12 protein-coding genes are annotated in these 16,338 nt (G+C 42.9%); 8 read left to right on the top strand and 4 right to left on the bottom strand.

Annotated features, from left to right (window positions below; genetic code table 11):
• Window positions 1-207: 207 nt before the first annotated feature.
• Complete coding sequence (gene zapG / locus ABLA85_RS06985; RefSeq protein ID WP_367962560.1) at window positions 208-612, bottom strand: Z-ring associated protein ZapG; 405 nt, start codon at window positions 610-612, stop codon at window positions 208-210.
• 192 nt (window positions 613-804) lie between these two features.
• Here zapG and zapE point away from each other — a divergent pair, with 192 nt between their 5' ends.
• The 5 genes from zapE (at window position 805) to sspB (ending at window position 4,540) form a co-directional block, all read left to right on the top strand.
• The gene (zapE, locus tag ABLA85_RS06990) at window positions 805-1,947 is read left to right on the top strand and encodes a cell division protein ZapE (protein ID WP_367962562.1); all 1,143 of its coding nucleotides are present in this window, start codon (window positions 805-807) and stop codon (window positions 1,945-1,947) included.
• A 271-nt stretch (window positions 1,948-2,218) separates the two neighbouring features.
• Entirely contained in the window at window positions 2,219-2,647 is a 429-nt protein-coding gene (rplM, locus tag ABLA85_RS06995) for a 50S ribosomal protein L13 (RefSeq protein WP_038259580.1), read from the top strand.
• Between the two features lie 15 nt (window positions 2,648-2,662).
• Window positions 2,663-3,055: a 30S ribosomal protein S9 gene (gene rpsI, locus ABLA85_RS07000; RefSeq protein ID WP_021323578.1), complete on the top strand. Its 393-nt coding sequence runs from the start codon at window positions 2,663-2,665 to the stop codon at window positions 3,053-3,055.
• A gap of 357 nt (window positions 3,056-3,412) precedes the next feature.
• Window positions 3,413-4,054, top strand: coding sequence for a stringent starvation protein SspA (gene sspA / locus ABLA85_RS07005; RefSeq protein ID WP_047686007.1), 642 nt, complete (start codon window positions 3,413-3,415; stop codon window positions 4,052-4,054).
• A gap of 3 nt (window positions 4,055-4,057) precedes the next feature.
• Window positions 4,058-4,540: a ClpXP protease specificity-enhancing factor gene (sspB, locus tag ABLA85_RS07010; RefSeq protein ID WP_367962563.1), complete on the top strand. Its 483-nt coding sequence runs from the start codon at window positions 4,058-4,060 to the stop codon at window positions 4,538-4,540.
• A gap of 94 nt (window positions 4,541-4,634) precedes the next feature.
• Here the strand turns inward: sspB and ABLA85_RS07015 are convergent, their stop codons facing one another.
• From ABLA85_RS07015 to gltB, 3 genes are all read right to left on the bottom strand, one after another.
• Window positions 4,635-5,144, bottom strand: a complete 510-nt coding sequence (locus ABLA85_RS07015) for a hypothetical protein (protein ID WP_367962565.1) — start codon at window positions 5,142-5,144, stop codon at window positions 4,635-4,637.
• Between the two features lie 562 nt (window positions 5,145-5,706).
• Window positions 5,707-7,125 (bottom strand): glutamate synthase small subunit, encoded by a 1,419-nt coding sequence (locus ABLA85_RS07020; RefSeq protein WP_367962567.1) that lies wholly within the window; start codon window positions 7,123-7,125, stop codon window positions 5,707-5,709.
• A 9-nt stretch (window positions 7,126-7,134) separates the two neighbouring features.
• Window positions 7,135-11,592 carry a glutamate synthase large subunit gene (gltB, locus tag ABLA85_RS07025; RefSeq protein ID WP_367962569.1) on the bottom strand — a complete coding sequence of 1,486 codons (4,458 nt, stop codon included), beginning with the start codon at window positions 11,590-11,592 and terminating at the stop codon, window positions 7,135-7,137.
• Window positions 11,593-12,282: 690 nt separating this feature from the next.
• Between gltB and arcB the strand changes: the two genes are divergently transcribed.
• From arcB to mtgA, 3 genes are all read left to right on the top strand, one after another.
• Window positions 12,283-14,634, top strand: a complete 2,352-nt coding sequence (gene arcB / locus ABLA85_RS07030; protein ID WP_367962571.1) for an aerobic respiration two-component sensor histidine kinase ArcB — start codon at window positions 12,283-12,285, stop codon at window positions 14,632-14,634.
• 236 nt (window positions 14,635-14,870) lie between these two features.
• Window positions 14,871-15,524, top strand: a complete 654-nt coding sequence (gene elbB / locus ABLA85_RS07035) for an isoprenoid biosynthesis glyoxalase ElbB (RefSeq protein ID WP_367962572.1) — start codon at window positions 14,871-14,873, stop codon at window positions 15,522-15,524.
• Window positions 15,525-15,528: 4 nt separating this feature from the next.
• Window positions 15,529-16,248, top strand: a complete 720-nt coding sequence (gene mtgA, locus ABLA85_RS07040; protein WP_367962574.1) for a monofunctional biosynthetic peptidoglycan transglycosylase — start codon at window positions 15,529-15,531, stop codon at window positions 16,246-16,248.
• The last annotated feature ends 90 nt before the right edge of the window (window positions 16,249-16,338 follow it).

Raw genomic sequence — 16,338 nt, forward strand, 5'->3', positions numbered from 1 at the left:
TCTGAGAAATTACTCTAATTGAGACAGGTCTCAATCATAATTGTTTCGTTGCAGTTATGACTACCAAGTATTCAGCAAAGTTCACTAATAATGTAGTTTTGTTGAATGTCTTTACAGGGATTTACCTGAATAAAAAATAAAAAACAAACGAATATAACAGGATAAAGTAACTTGCCGTGGTACTGATTGTTACCACGGCAAGGCGATTTATCGTTTTTGGTCTTGAATTGGACGAAACAGGCCAGATGCGCCTTCAGAATAGTCTCGCGGAGGCGTATCGGTGACGATTTGATTAGAATCGGTCTTGGATTCGTTAAGACGGTAATTAAAGGGATTATCCTGTACAGGCATGTTTGGCATCAGCTCATTGGAGCTTTTAGCCATATGCTGATACAACTGGCGATAATCACGAGCCATATTATCCAGCAATTCGGCACTACGAGCAAAATGGCTAACCAGCTCTTTGCGATATTCTTCAAGTTCTGCCCGATTCTTCTCCAGTTCTGCTTGTACCGCATTTTGCTGACGCAATTTTGTGCTGCCAAAGCGGACAGCCAGTGCTCCGATGATAAAACCAATAATTAATCCGATCAGTGCGTATTCCCAAGTCATGGCAACTCCTTTATTAACATCACAGCTATCACTATAACCGTTAATTCAGTCAGAGTGGAATATTGATTATTATTTAATTAATTTATATATCACCTGAGATGTTAATTTTATACGAATTTGTCATGATAGGTTGTGAGTTATACCCAAGGTATGTAGACCGGGAATAAAAAATTTTTAAGGATTACCACGTTAATGTCACCGATTACACCTTCGTCTCTTTACCAAATTGCGCTGTCTGATGGTCAATATCAACCTGATGAAGTGCAACATAATACAGTTGCCCGTCTGGATATGATTTATCATGATCTCGTGCAGTTTTCTGCCAGTAATACCTTAAATTCAGATGGCGTGAAAACAAATAGATTGAAAAGTCTATTGAGTAAATTGTTGAAGCGCTCATCAACAGAGCTGATTCGTCCGGTTCAGGGGCTTTATATGTGGGGAGGCGTGGGACGAGGAAAGACATGGTTGATGGATATGTTTTTCCAGAGTTTGCCTACTGAACGGAAATTACGCCTCCATTTCCACCGTTTTATGCTGCGGGTACATGAAGAATTAACTGAGCTACAGGGGCACGAAAACCCTCTGGAAATTGTGGCGGATGGTTTCAAAGCACAAACGGATGTACTCTGCTTTGATGAATTTTTTGTTTCTGACATTACGGATGCCATGATCCTCGGCACATTGTTAGAAGCTTTGTTCAGACGAGGAATTGCACTGGTGGCAACATCAAATATCCCACCAGATGAACTGTATCGGAACGGGTTACAACGCGCGCGTTTCCTGCCAGCGATTGAACAAATCAAGAAATATTGTGACGTAATGAATGTAGATGCCGGCATTGATTATCGATTGCGGACACTTACTCAGGCACATCTTTATTTGACGCCACTGTCGGAAAGTACCCACCAAGAAATGCATCAGGTTTTCCTGCGTCTGGCCGGGCGGGAAGGTGAGCCAGCGCCGGTACTAGAGATTAACCATCGTAAGATGCCTGCGATTAACAGTGTTGATGGTGTGTTGGCAATCAATTTCAAAACGTTGTGTGAGGAACCCCGTAGCCAATTGGACTATATTGCTTTGTCTAAGCTCTACCACTCTGTTTTGCTGCATGACGTACCGGTGATGACGGTATTGAATGAGAGTGCTGCGCGGCGTTTTATTGCATTGGTCGATGAATTCTATGAACGTCACGTGAAATTGATCATCAATGCTGAAGCGCCAATGGAAGAGATTTATCAGGGAGAATTACTCCGTTTTGAATACCAGCGTTGCTTGTCCCGTTTACAGGAAATGCAGAGTGAGGAGTATTTGCAGCGTCCACATCTGCCTTGATATTCGGTGAAATTATAGAGAGATTTCGCCAGGATTACCGTTATCTGGCGAGATAATTATTGAATTTGGGGTCGATTTTTTATAGCGACTTCTCTATAATCTTGCGACCCCACGTTACAGCAGGATTTTTTATTTCCCGAAAAACTTGCATTAGTGCCGGCATAGGCTATTCGAAGGGGTAGGTTTGCTGGACATGAGTCGTGTGAACCTCAAAAAAGTTTCTGAACCTCGAGCGTTCACCAACGTGTAACTTATAATTGGGTAAGCTTTAATGAAAACTTTTACAGCTAAACCAGAAACCGTAAAACGCGACTGGTATGTTGTTGACGCAGATGGCAAAACTCTGGGCCGTCTTGCAACTGAAATAGCTCGTCGCCTGCGCGGCAAGCACAAAGCGGAATATACTCCGCACGTTGATACTGGTGATTACATCATTATTGTTAACGCAGAGAAAGTTGCTGTAACTGGCAACAAACGTGCTGACAAAATCTATTATCACCACACTGGCCACATCGGTGGTATCAAGCAAGCGACCTTTGAAGAGATGATTGCCCGCCGTCCTGAGCGTGTCATTGAAATCGCGGTTAAAGGCATGCTGCCAAAAGGGCCACTGGGTCGTGCAATGTACCGTAAACTGAAAGTTTACGCGGGCAGTGAGCACAACCACGCGGCACAGCAACCACAAGTTCTGGACATTTAATCGGGATTATAGGCAATGGCTGAAAATCAATACTACGGCACTGGTCGCCGCAAAAGCTCTTCCGCTCGTGTCTTCATTAAGCCAGGTAGCGGTAACATCGTAATCAACCAACGCAGCCTCGAAGTTTACTTCGGTCGTGAAACTGCGCGCATGGTTGTTCGTCAGCCACTTGAGCTGGTTGACATGCTGGACAAACTGGATCTGTACATCACTGTTAAAGGTGGTGGTATCTCTGGTCAGGCAGGCGCAATCCGTCACGGTATCACCCGTGCACTGATGGCTTATGACGAGACTCTGCGTTCTGATCTTCGCAAAGCTGGCTTCGTTACCCGCGATGCTCGTGAAGTTGAACGTAAAAAAGTGGGTCTGCGCAAAGCACGTCGTCGTCCACAGTTCTCCAAGCGTTAATTTTTTGCCGCAATGGTGGCATTGGATTAATGTTAAAACCCGCCATTTTTATGGCGGGTTTTTTATCTTTGGGTTTTCTTACCTTTGTAATTACTCTTTTTTTCTGGAAAAAAAAAGCACATTGCAGAGATAAATTTCTGAACTCCGATATATCATCATTAATTCTTAATCTACTTCCCCACAAAATGTTCAAAATCTGGTAGACTAGTGACAATTTTTTGCCTTATCCATGCGTTTGCCTGATTTGTCTATAATCCTCGGATAATAAGTGCGAGCCGGATGAGAATATGAGCGAGAATAGCCATTGTTCATTGAAGGGCTGTTCGTTCCTTTTTTTAGATAAACTTGGAGGTTTTCATGGCTGTCGCTGCCAACAAACGTTCGGTAATGACTCTGTTTTCCGGCCCGACCGACATTTTTAGCCATCAAGTGCGAATTGTACTGGCGGAAAAAGGGGTCAGCGTTGAAATAGAACACGTTGAAGCAGGTAATCTGCCGCAGGATCTTATTGACCTGAACCCGTATCAGACGGTTCCTACGCTTGTTGATCGTGAGCTGACTCTTTATGATTCTCGCATCATAATGGAATATTTGGATGAGCGTTTTCCACATCCACCGCTCATGCCTGTATACCCTGTTGCACGTGGCTCCAGTCGTTTGATGATGCACAGAATTGAAAAAGACTGGTATTCCCTAATGTACAAAATTCAGGAAGGGAATATGCAGGAAGCCAATGCTGCACGGAAACAGCTTGCTGAAGAGTTGCTGGCAATAGCACCTATTTTCAGAGAGATGCCTTTCTTCATGAGCGATGAATTCAGTTTGGTAGACTGTTATCTCTCTCCTCTGTTGTGGCGTTTACCTGTACTGGGTGTTGAGTTATCTGGCCCGGGAGCCAAAGATCTTCAAGTCTATATGCAACGTGTATTTGAACGTGATGCGTTTCTGGCTTCTTTGACAGAAGCGGAGCGTGAAATACGTTTACAGTCACGGAGTTAATGTATGGGTATGACTCAAATATCTCCCCGCCGCCCTTATTTACTGCGGGCACACTATGAGTGGCTGCTGGATAATGACTTGACTCCGCATATTGTTGTGGATGTTACTCAATATGGGGTAAGCGTTCCGATGGAATATGCGCAGAACGGGCAGATCATCCTGAATATTTCCCCACGGGCGGTTGGTAATCTGGAATTAGCCAATGACGAAGTTCGCTTCAATGCTCGTTTTGGTGGGGTAGCACGTCAGGTTTCTGTTCCTATGTCTGCTGTGATCGCAGTTTATGCTCGTGAAAATGGGGCCGGAATGATGTTTGAGCCAGAAGTAGCCTATGAAGCAGGATCTGGGCAGGAAGATTCCGATTCTCCGGTGGCTGATAATCTGGTGCTGATTCGTGATATGAAAACACAGCGTGATGATAATTCTCCAGATGATGAACCACCTCAACCACCAAAAGGCCGCCCGACATTACGTGTGGTAAAATAGGCACATAAACCCTGTAGTGCTAATAAGCTGATAAAATAAAGGAGATTTTCATCTCCTTTATTTTTAGTGGTATTTATTAGCTATTAACATTGTATTACAAATATTCAGTGTAAGATTGGTTCAACTCCCACTGACATATCTCTATATTTTCTTTATCCTTTCTGCTTGCTGATTTTTTGGCTGCGTTTAAACTTTTAGCTACATTTCGAACAAATTGCTCTTTATTTTCCAAACCTATTAATGTTGGTGGAATATTACAGATATCACTTGATAAGGAAGGTTTGCGTTTGTTTGCCAGTGTTAGAACTTCAACAGGATTATTAATCAGGGCAAAAGATAAGGAATTAAAAATCTGTTTGGAAAAGTCTTGATGTATGTTGGGAGTTAATTCAAAAGCGATTTTTACCCATTCAGGATTTCCAGTTGTAATATAATGAGCGATTTCATTCCTTTTACCTTGCTCACCTATTTCAGCAACGATGGAATTCACCCCCCTTTCTTTTACTTGCTGTCTGATTTCTGTAGGGGTGGATAAGCCAGCGACCGAAGGGGAGCTAATTAAGAATATGAAAGAGAGCAGAGGTATTTTAGTTAGTAAACGCATTTAGTTCTCGGGGTTACTATTATGTAATTAATTTTAAATTGTTTATTATTTAATTAGTTTACTTGAAAGAGTAGACTTCAAATCTGTAATTTACGTATAAATCATCATCTTATTTCATTAATCCCTCATATCTTCTTTATATCCTGGAGGTATATGCTGAAATCTTTTTTTAAAAAGAAATCAAACCTATTTTTAAGATAGGCCAAGATATTAAATTCAAATATTTACTTTTGGGATATAAGAATAGTCGCATAACATAAAAAAATACAATAATCATGGTAGTAAAAGGGAAACCATCACTACCTCCATAGGAGATGGTGGTTTTAGAGCACAATTTTCTGTATACATAAAAAATGTATCAGATGAATCAAAAAAGATCAATAAATTGATCGGTATTGACGATCAATTGTCTATCTATTGATAGAATTCATCAATCAAATGAAAGCGATCAATAAATCCAACAAGAGGTGGTTTTAGAATGATAATAAAAAATAAGTGAGAGTCTATTTTGTAAGATTTTCTCCGATCAAAAGATCGGAGAAAAATTTAGGATAAAATAAAATTAAACCTCAAGGTAATCAAGAATGCCGGAGGCGGCTCCCCTGCCTTCAGCAATGGCAGTGACGACTAAATCAGAACCTCTGACAGCATCTCCACCAGCAAAAATTTTAGGGTTGCTGGTTTGGAAAGGAAAATCACTGGATTCGGGGGCGATAATGCGTCCTTGTTGATCAAGGTTGACCTGATATTCATCCAGCCATTGCATCGTATGTGGTTTGAAACCAAACGCCATAATCACAGCATCAGCTTCAATGATAAACTCTGAATCTGGAATGATTTCAGCCTGGCGACGGCCTTTTTCATCCATTTCACCTAATTGTGTTTTAGCTACTCTGACACCTCGAACATGGCCTTTATCATTGACTTCAATGCTGACTGGTTGGAGGTTGAATTGGAATTCAGCACCTTCTTCCCGGGCATTTTTCACTTCACGGCGAGAACCCGGCATGTTGTCTTCATCCCGCCGATAGGCACAGATCACATGGGTTGCACCCTGACGAACAGAAGTACGTACGCAGTCCATTGCTGTGTCACCACCACCTAGAACCAGAACCCGCTTACCTTTCATATCAATATAGGGTTGTTCCGGTAATTCTTCATAGCCCATTAAATGACGGGTATTGGCAATTAGAAAAGGCAGAGCATCATATACCCCGTCGGCATTTTCATTTTCCAGGCCACCATGTATGGACTGATAAGTTCCAACCCCCAAAAAGACGGCATCAAATTGCTCTGTGAGTTCAGCAAGTGTGACATCTTTCCCTATCTCTGTATTCAGACAGAATTTGATACCCATTTCGGTAAAAATTTCTCTGCGCCGGCTCATGACTTCTTTTTCCAGTTTAAACGCAGGAATACCAAATGTGAGCAATCCGCCGATTTCAGGATGTCGATCGTAAACGACAACCTGTACACCATTGCGTGTCAGAACATCAGCACATGCCAATCCAGCAGGACCTGCTCCAATGACGGCGACTCGTTTGTCTGTCGTGTTCACGTGTGACATATCGGGTTTCCAACCCATCGCAATAGCAGTATCGTTAATATAACGTTCAATATTACCGATAGTGACGGCACCAAAGTCGTCATTCAGTGTACAGGCACCTTCACAAAGACGATCCTGTGGACAAACCCGCCCGCAAACTTCCGGCAGGCTATTTGTTTGATGGGATAGCTCTGCTGCTTCAATAATGCGGCCTTCATTGGCTAATTTTAGCCAGTTCGGGATGTAGTTGTGTACCGGGCATTTCCACTCACAATACGGATTTCCACATGCGAGGCAGCGATCTGCTTGCGCCTGTGCCTGAATTTCAGAAAAAGGCTCATAAATTTCCACAAATTCTATTTTTCTGATTTTCAATGCTTTTTTTGGGGGATCGACACGCTGTAGATCGATAAATTGATAAACATTTTGACTCATTCTTAACTCCTACTGCGCCTGAATCCGCAATTCTGCGGAGGAGCGGCTGCGGTGCCCCAACAGTGCACTGACATCACTGGACTTAGGTTTAACCAGTGCGAATTTATTGACCCATTGTGACCAGTTTTCCAGAATACTTTCACCGTGCTGTGAGCCGGTCAGGCGAACATGTTCGGTGATTAATCCGCGTAGGTGTTCTTTATGAATAGAGAGGGTATCAATTGAGAGAACTTCGACTAATTCAGAGTTAACCCGTTTGCGGAAATCATCAGATTCATCGAGAACGTACGCGAATCCTCCTGTCATACCTGCACCAAAGTTGACCCCTGTGTTACCCAGAACACAGACTATTCCACCAGTCATATATTCACAGCCATTATCTCCGATACCCTCAACCACGGTGATGGCACCTGAATTTCTTACTGCAAAGCGTTCACCAGCACATCCGGCGGCAAATAATTTTCCGCCAGTTGCACCATAAAGGCAGGTATTGCCAATAATCGTTGCTTCGTGACTTTTGAATGCAGAGCCTACCGGAGGCAAAATAACAATCTGTCCACCTGCCATGCCCTTGCCGACGTAATCATTGGCATCACCGGTTAATGTCAATTCAACTCCGCCTGCGTTCCAGACTCCAAAACTTTGTCCGGCTGTTCCTGTAAAATGTAATTTTATTGGGTTACCTGCCAGTCCCTGATCACCATGTATTGCGGCAATCGCACCAGACAGTGATGCCCCGACAGAGCGGTCAGTATTCTGAATATCAAAATAGAATTTTTTACTCTGCGCCTTTTTTACAAAAGGCAGGGCCTGATTGATAATAGCTTTATTGAGCTCGCCCTGATCAAAGGAAGGGTTATCTTCAGTGCAATACTGGGCTTTGCCTTCATGAGGCTGTGCTGTTTCCAATAAAGGTTCAAGATTGAGTTTGCTTTGTTTGGCAGAGATACCTTCCAGTATTTCAAGCAAATCTGTACGGCCAATCAAATCTGTTAATTTGCGCATTCCCAGTTGAGCCAGAATTTCACGTGTTTCCTGGGCGATAAAGCGGAAATAATGAATTACCCGTTCAGGCAGCCCGTGATAATGAGACTGACGCAATTTCTCATCTTGTGTTGCTACTCCGGTTGCACAGTTATTGAGATGGCAAATTCTCAGATACTTACAGCCGAGCGCAACCATTGGTCCTGTACCAAAACCAAAACTTTCTGCACCTAAAATAGCGGCTTTGATAATGTCCACACCTGTTTTTAACCCGCCGTCAACCTGAAGACGAATTTTATGGCGCAGGCCATTAGCAACCAGCGCTTGCTGAGTTTCTACTAAGCCGAGTTCCCACGGACAACCGGCATATTTCACAGAAGACAGAGGGCTTGCCCCTGTTCCTCCGTCATAGCCGGCGATGGTGATTAAATCGGCATAGGCTTTTGCTACTCCGGTAGCGATGGTTCCTACACCCGGCTCTGAAACTAATTTCACAGAAATTAGGGCATTAGGATTGACCTGTTTCAGATCAAAAATTAACTGGGCCAAATCTTCGATAGAATAAATATCGTGATGCGGGGGTGGCGAAATCAATGTCACACCAGGAATCGAATAACGTAGTCTGGCGATGTATGGTGTCACCTTATCTCCCGGTAATTGTCCGCCTTCACCGGGTTTTGCTCCCTGAGCAACTTTAATTTGAATGACATCGGCACTGCTTAAATAAGCGGGAGTGACGCCAAAACGCCCGGAGGCAACTTGCTTAATCCGGGAAACTTTTTTCGTACCATAGCGAGCAGGATCTTCTCCACCTTCGCCGGAATTGGAGAAACCACCCAGTGTATTCATTGCTTCAGCCAGTGCTTCATGTGCTTCAGGGCTTAGCGCACCAATTGACATCGCTGCGGTGTCAAAACGTTTGAACAGCGCTTCGGCGGGTTCGACTTCTTCAATGGGAATCGGCTCTCCTTTTGGCGATATTGCCAGCAGGTCGCGTAGTGTTGTGATAGGGCGGCCGTTGACCAATTGTGAGTACTTCTGGTAATCACTGTACTTGCCGCTGTGAACGGCCGCTTGTAAGGTACTCACGACATCAGGGTTATAAGCGTGATATTCCCCATTGTGGACATATTTCAGTAATCCACCTTGATCGATCGTATGGCGGTGCAGCCACGCCCGTCTGGAAAGGTTACGCAAATCTTGTTCAAAATCGTTGAAATCAGCCCCTTCAATCCGGCTGACGACTCCATTGAAGCAGAGATCTGTTATTTCAGAATGTAAGCCGACGGCCTCAAACAACTTAGAACAGCGATAGGACGAAATCGTGGAGATGCCCATCTTGGACATAATCTTATATAACCCTTTATTGATACCATTGCGATAATTCAGCATCACACGGGCATATGGGGTATTGATTGTGCCATCATCGACCATTTTGCCCAATGATTCATATGCCAAATAAGGGTAAACAGCGGTAGCACCAAAGCCAAGCAATACCGCAAAATGGTGTGGATCGCGGGCACTGGCAGTTTCGACTATCAGGTTGGCATCACAGCGCAAACTTTTTTCCACCAAACAGTGTTGGATGGCACCAACTGCCATTGGGGCAGGGATAGGTAATCTTTCTGGAGAAATATTACGATCGGATAAGACCAGCAATACCGCACCATTACGGACACGTTTTTCCGCTTGTTCGCACAGGGTTGAAACTGCGGTCTTGAGATTAGTTTCTTGTGGGTTAAACGTTAAATCTAATGTTTCTGCGCGATAATAAGAGCTTTGCTGTGTTGTCAGTTGCACAAAATCGGAATAGAGCAGTACCGGGGATTCGAAACTCAGGCGGTGGGCCTGTCCTTCAGCTTCACAAAAGACGTTCATCTCCCGGCCTATGCGAGTGGACAGCGACATAACATGTGCTTCACGCAGCGGATCGATGGGAGGATTGGTCACTTGAGCAAATTGCTGGCGGAAATAGTCATAGATTATGCGTGGGTGGCTGGAAAGTACGGCAAATGGTGTATCATCCCCCATTGAACCTGTTGCTTCCTGGCCATTCTCGCCGAGTACGCGGATGATTTGATCCAGCTCTTCATTACTGTAAGCAAACTGTTTGTGATAGGTTGCCAACATGTGATCATCCAAATCCCGTGTACCAACTTGTTCTTCTGGTAATTTTTCGAAAGGAATCAGGTGCCTGACATTCTTTTCCAGCCATTCTTTATAAGGATGGCGGCTTTTCAAATCGTTATCGGTTTCGGCAGAATGAAGAATTCGGCCTTTCCGGGTATCGATTACCATTAATTCACCTGGACCGATACGTCCTTTTTCTACGACTTCATCGGGTTGGTACTCCCAGATCCCGACTTCTGAAGCACAGGTGATCAGTTTATCCTTCGTAATAACATAACGTGCTGGCCGTAAGCCGTTGCGGTCGAGGTTACAGGCAGCATAGCGCCCGTCAGAAATAACGATACCAGCCGGCCCATCCCACGGTTCCATATGCATGGAATTAAAGTCGAAGAAAGCCCGCAGATCGTCATCCATATCCGGGTTGTTCTGCCATGCGGGAGGAACCAGCAAGCGCATTGCACGGATCAAATCCATACCGCCGTTGAGAAATAGTTCCAGCATATTATCCAGTGAACTGGAGTCTGAACCCGTTTCGTTGACAAAAGGAGCCGCAGTGTGTAAGTCAGGGATCAAAGGCGTACGGAATTTATAGGCTCTCGCTTTGGCCCATTCGCGGTTTCCGGTGATCGTGTTGATTTCACCATTATGAGCCAGATAACGAAACGGCTGTGCTAATGGCCAGCGAGGGACGGTATTAGTTGAAAACCGCTGATGGAACAGGCAGATCGCTGACTCCATACGTAAATCTGCCAAATCCGAGTAGAATCGAGGCAGATCAGCCGCCATACATAGCCCTTTGTAAATCGTGACCAGATTGGAGAGGCTGCAAATATAAAAATCGTCATCGGTAATGCGTTTCTCTATACGGCGACGGGCAATGAATAGACGACGTTCTAAATCCTGTGATCGCCATCCGGCAGGGGCATTAACAAAAATTTGTTCAATGCGGGGAAGGCTTGACAGTGCGATGTTGCCTAGAATATCGCGATTTATAGGGACTTCTCGCCATCCGGCAATGGACAGCGTTTCATTTTCTAATTCTTGTTCGATAATATCGCGGCATGATTGGGCTATCTGGCTATCCTGGCTCAAAAACAACATACCGACAGCGTAGTTCTTTGCCAGTCGCCATGATTGTTCATTGGCAATCATCTGGAAAAACCGGTCAGGTTTTTGCATTAATAAGCCACAACCGTCACCCGTTTTTCCATCTGCCAGAATTGCTCCCCGATGTTGCATCCTGGCAAGTGCATGTATTGCTGTGCGCACAACCTTGTGGCTTGGCTCTCCTTCAATATGTGCGATTAATCCAAAGCCACAGTTATCTTTTTCCTGTAATTTGTCATACAACATGGTAAAGCTCCCAAGTTCTGTCCGACTCTTACATCACTCACGAGATGATATAGATTATTATTGCTACAGACGTCTGAATTGCGCCCTCAGTCAAATACCATTTGTTTGTTTTAGTTTTACCGGTAATAACCCGTTGTCAGTCATAACCGTTAGTAAAAACAGCAGAGCGAAATGATATTGTGTTTTTGTATAAGGCCACTGCATAAATATGAGTTGGAGAAATAACCAACAGGTAATTTTCAGTGAATTCCCAACTTAGCGAGAAAAATAAAACAGGTCAAATAATGCTAGATCGTGTTTTATGTAATTGAAAAATACATATCATTTTGAATTAAAATAAAAATATTGTTACTGCCTTATTATGTGACTCAGATCATGACTTAGAAATGATGTGAGTTATATCACTAATTTATCCATAGTATGTATTTTAAATATGCTTATAAAATGACTTTTTTAGAATATTAATCTATATTTATTGATTTTATTGGCATTTTATTGTGTATTTTGTGTTCGTTAAGAGTAAATGATTGATTGATTTTTATTCTTTTATAAGTAACTAAAATCGGGTTTGATTTAATATTCTGTTTTTTTGATTTTTTATTCTTTTAATGGATTAAGAATAATATCCCTTAACGAAGTTGGGCTTTATTTAAGTTATGATTCAATCTGGTGATTTTACTTGGAGTTGTTATGAAGCTGATCAGGGGGCTTGCCCAATATTACGTTGATTTAATGATGAAACTGGGATTAGTACGCTTTTCGTTACTACTGGCATCTGTTCTGGTGATCTTGGCAATGGCAATGCAAATGGCAGTGACATTCGTCTTGCATGGGGAAGTACAACGTATCGATTTAATCCGTTCCATTTTTTTTGGTTTATTAATTACGCCGTGGGCGGTTTATTTTCTCTCTATTGTCGTGGAGCAACTTGAAGAGTCCCGTCAACGCTTATCCAGTTTTGTGGCAAAACTGGAGGAAATGCGTCAACGTGATGCAATATTGAATCAGCAGCTAAAAGACAATATTACCCAATTAAATCAAGAAATCAGAGAAAGGGAAAAAGCAGAAAAAGCACATCTGGTATTGCTGGACAAATTGAAATTAGAAATGGAGTACCGTGAAAAAACACAGATTGAGCTTGAACAGCAATCGGTTCTGTTGCGTTCATTCCTTGATGCTTCACCTGATCTAGTTTATTACCGCAATGAAGATAATGAGTTTTCTGGCTGTAACCGTGCGATGGAACTGTTGACAGGCAAAAGCGAAAAACAACTGATTGGTCTGACGCCGATAGATGTTTACGACAAGGAAATTGCCAGCAAGGTGATGGAAACGGATGAAAAAGTTTTTCGTCATAATGTCTCGCTGACCTATGAACAATGGCTGGTTTATCCTGATGGACGAAAAGCGTGTTTTGAGCTGAGAAAAGTTCCTTTTTATGATCGTATCGGTAGACGTCATGGTCTGATGGGATTCGGACGCGATATAACGGAGCGTAAACGCTATCAGGACGCGTTGGAGAATGCCAGCAGGGATAAGACTACCTTTATCTCTACGATTAGCCATGAGCTTCGTACGCCTTTAAATGGCATTGTTGGCTTAAGCCGTATCCTGATGGATACGAATCTGACACTTGAACAGTGCAACTATCTGAAAACAATCCATGTCAGTGCGATAACTCTGGGTAATATCTTTAATGATATTATTGAGTTAGATAAAATTGAGCGCCGTAAGATCCAACTTGACACTCAGCCGATTGATTTTACCGGTTTTATGGCTGATTTGGAGAATTTGTCTGGATTGTTGGCACAACCGAAAGGAATTCGGTTTGTTTTAGAGCCAGAATTGCCATTACCTGCCAAAATATTGGCTGATGGTACTCGCTTGCGCCAAATTCTGTGGAATTTAATTGGCAATGCCGTGAAATTTACCCAGAAAGGTGAAATCAGAGTGCGTATCTGGTGTGAAAAAGAAGATCGCCTGCTGTTTGAAGTCACTGATTCTGGTATTGGTATTCCCTCTGATGAGCTAGAAAAAATCTTCGCCATGTATTATCAGGTGAGAGACAGTGCTGGCGGACGTCCGGCCACGGGGACTGGGATCGGTCTTGCTGTATCCAAACGGCTTGCACAAGCTATGGAAGGTGATATTACGGTTAAGAGTACAGTGGGTGTGGGATCTTGTTTTACCTTGTCTGTGATTGCCCCTGCGATTGATGAAAATGCTGTAGGAGAGGAGGAGGAAGATTCACTGCCGTTACCCGCGCTGAATATCTTATTGGTTGAGGATATTGAGCTGAATGTCATTGTTGCCCGTTCTGTCCTGGAGAAACTCGGTAATAGTGTAGATGTCGCCATGAATGGTCGTGATGCTCTGGCGATGTTTGATCCCGATGAGTATGACTTGGTGCTGCTTGATATCCAATTACCGGATATGACTGGATGGGATATTGCTCGTGAATTGCATAAACGTTACCAGAATCACACTCTCCCTCCTCTGATCGCTCTGACTGCCAATGTCTTGAAAGACAAAAAAGAATATCTTGAGGCGGGCATGGATGAAGTTCTCAATAAGCCTCTTTCTGTTAAAGAATTGACTGCCGTAATGGAAAAATTCTGGGGTAAATCGGCTGAACCTGAACCGCTGTTACCGGAGACAAAGACCTTGAAAAAGGGAGAAGCATTCATTGATGAACTACTCGATTTAGAGATGCTCAATCAGTATATCGACTTGGTCGGCCCGAAGATGATAGCTGATAATCTGACCATCTTTGAAAATATGATGCCGAACTACCTTGCCTTACTGGAATCGAATATGACAGCAAAGGATCAAAAAGGAATTACGGAAGAGGCTCATAAAATCAAGGGCGCTGTTGGTTCTGTCGGATTACGTCATTTACAACAATTAGCACAGCAGATCCAGTCACCAGATTTACCAGCATGGTGGGATAACGTGCAGGAGTGGGTAGATGAGCTGAGTCAGGAATGGAAACATGATACGGAAACATTAAGAAACTGGCTGGCGGACGCTACAAAAAAATAACCCCAACCGAAGTTGGGGTGCGCGAATACTGCGCCAACACCAGGGAAACTTGTTTGCCCGCTTATCTAAGATTTATTTTAGGCGCGAGCAATTAAAGAATTCTTCCACACAGAATACAAGTACCAACATAGCAAAGATAAGATTTTTTGTTACAAGATTCATTAAAATCTGTGATGAAGATTGGTGTTTAACCCTCTAAGGGGTTAAGCATTAATCTACTACAAATGGAGAGAAATATGAAATCTGTTGCAGTTATATTAAGTGGATGTGGGGTCTATGACGGTAGTGAAATCCACGAATCTGTTTTAACTATGCTCTCTTTGAGCCGTTTGGGCGCTAAAGTATCTTTTTTTTCGCCTGACGAGTCACAACATCATGTAATTAATCATCTTAATGGAAAGGAAAAACAAGAAATCCGTCACATAATGGAAGAGTCAGCCCGTATAACAAGAGGTAATATTCAGCCATTATCTGAGGTTGATGTTAATACTTTGGATGCATTGATTGTTCCCGGCGGTTTTGGCGTAGCTAAAAATTTATGTAATTTCGCATTTAAAGGATCTGATTGTGAAATAAATAAAGAATTTTTAAGTATTGTGCAAAATATGCACCTAAAAGGTAAGCCAATGGGTTTTATGTGTATTGCACCCGTTATGGTTCCCAAAATATTAGATAAACCGATAAAAGTCACTATAGGTAATGATCCCGAAACGGTAGCACAGATAGAAAAAATGGGAGGGGTTCATATAGCGTGTACGGTCGATGGCATTGTTGTTGATTTTGAAAATAAAATTGTTACAACGCCAGCTTATATGCTTGCTCAATCTTTATCTGAGGCTGAAATTGGGATAGACAAATTGGTCAGAAAAATATTGGAAATGATTGAGTAATAGGATGAGAAGTCCTTTTTCAATATTATGGCACTGGTTGAAAAAAATTGTGCGCATGATCACTCTTTTGTGGTTTGTTGCTGTAATCATATTTTCATTTCTGCCGGTGCCGTTTTCTATGGTAATGCTGGAAAAACAAATCAGTGCGTTAGTGTCAATTAATTTATCTTATGTTTCTCACTCTACTTGGGTAGATCAAGATCAAATTTCACCTTATATGGCATTAGCTGTGATTGCTGCCGAGGATCAACGGTTTTCGGAGCACTGGGGATTTGATTTTCCAGCGATAGCAATGGCTGTGGAACATAACAAAAAGTATCGGAAGCGAATACGTGGTGCTTCCACCATAACTCAGCAAACAGCTAAAAACCTCTTTCTGTGGGAAGGGCGTAGTTGGGTGAGAAAAGGGCTGGAGACGGGAATGACGGTTGTTCTGGAGCTACTGTGGACGAAGAGACGCATTTTAACAGTCTATCTCAATATTGCTGAATTTGGTGATGGTATTTTTGGTGTGGAAGAAGCTGCTCAACACTATTTCAGCAAACCAGCCAGTCGATTGACAGCCTCCGAGGCCGCTCTTTTGGCAGCCGTGTTACCTAATCCTCTCCGTTATAGGGTCGATAAGCCTTCTACTTATGTGTTGCAACGTCAGCGATGGATTTTACGGCAAATGCAGTTATTAGGGGGGCAGAATTATCTAAGATCAAATAAATTGAGCAAATAATTTGAAATGCAGTACTCAGGAAACAGTAGAAAAACCCAAACAAAGCAGCTCTCTTTGTGCCGCTTTGTTTGGAATAGTCTTTTTTACAGA

The organism is Xenorhabdus sp. SGI246 (assembly GCF_040838225.1).
GTDB lineage: Bacteria > Pseudomonadota > Gammaproteobacteria > Enterobacterales > Enterobacteriaceae > Xenorhabdus > Xenorhabdus indica.

What these genes read in the sequence shown, in the direction of transcription:
- zapG (WP_367962560.1), bottom strand. Translation starts at nt 612, where the DNA reads ATGACTTGGGAATACGCACTGATCGGATTAATTATTGGTTTTATCATC.
- zapE (WP_367962562.1), top strand. Translation starts at nt 805, where the DNA reads ATGTCACCGATTACACCTTCGTCTCTTTACCAAATTGCGCTGTCTGAT.
- rplM (WP_038259580.1), top strand. Translation starts at nt 2,219, where the DNA reads ATGAAAACTTTTACAGCTAAACCAGAAACCGTAAAACGCGACTGGTAT.
- rpsI (WP_021323578.1), top strand. Translation starts at nt 2,663, where the DNA reads ATGGCTGAAAATCAATACTACGGCACTGGTCGCCGCAAAAGCTCTTCC.
- sspA (WP_047686007.1), top strand. Translation starts at nt 3,413, where the DNA reads ATGGCTGTCGCTGCCAACAAACGTTCGGTAATGACTCTGTTTTCCGGC.
- sspB (WP_367962563.1), top strand. Translation starts at nt 4,058, where the DNA reads ATGGGTATGACTCAAATATCTCCCCGCCGCCCTTATTTACTGCGGGCA.
- ABLA85_RS07015 (WP_367962565.1), bottom strand. Translation starts at nt 5,144, where the DNA reads ATGCGTTTACTAACTAAAATACCTCTGCTCTCTTTCATATTCTTAATT.
- ABLA85_RS07020 (WP_367962567.1), bottom strand. Translation starts at nt 7,125, where the DNA reads ATGAGTCAAAATGTTTATCAATTTATCGATCTACAGCGTGTCGATCCC.
- gltB (WP_367962569.1), bottom strand. Translation starts at nt 11,592, where the DNA reads ATGTTGTATGACAAATTACAGGAAAAAGATAACTGTGGCTTTGGATTA.
- arcB (WP_367962571.1), top strand. Translation starts at nt 12,283, where the DNA reads ATGAAGCTGATCAGGGGGCTTGCCCAATATTACGTTGATTTAATGATG.
- elbB (WP_367962572.1), top strand. Translation starts at nt 14,871, where the DNA reads ATGAAATCTGTTGCAGTTATATTAAGTGGATGTGGGGTCTATGACGGT.
- mtgA (WP_367962574.1), top strand. Translation starts at nt 15,529, where the DNA reads ATGAGAAGTCCTTTTTCAATATTATGGCACTGGTTGAAAAAAATTGTG.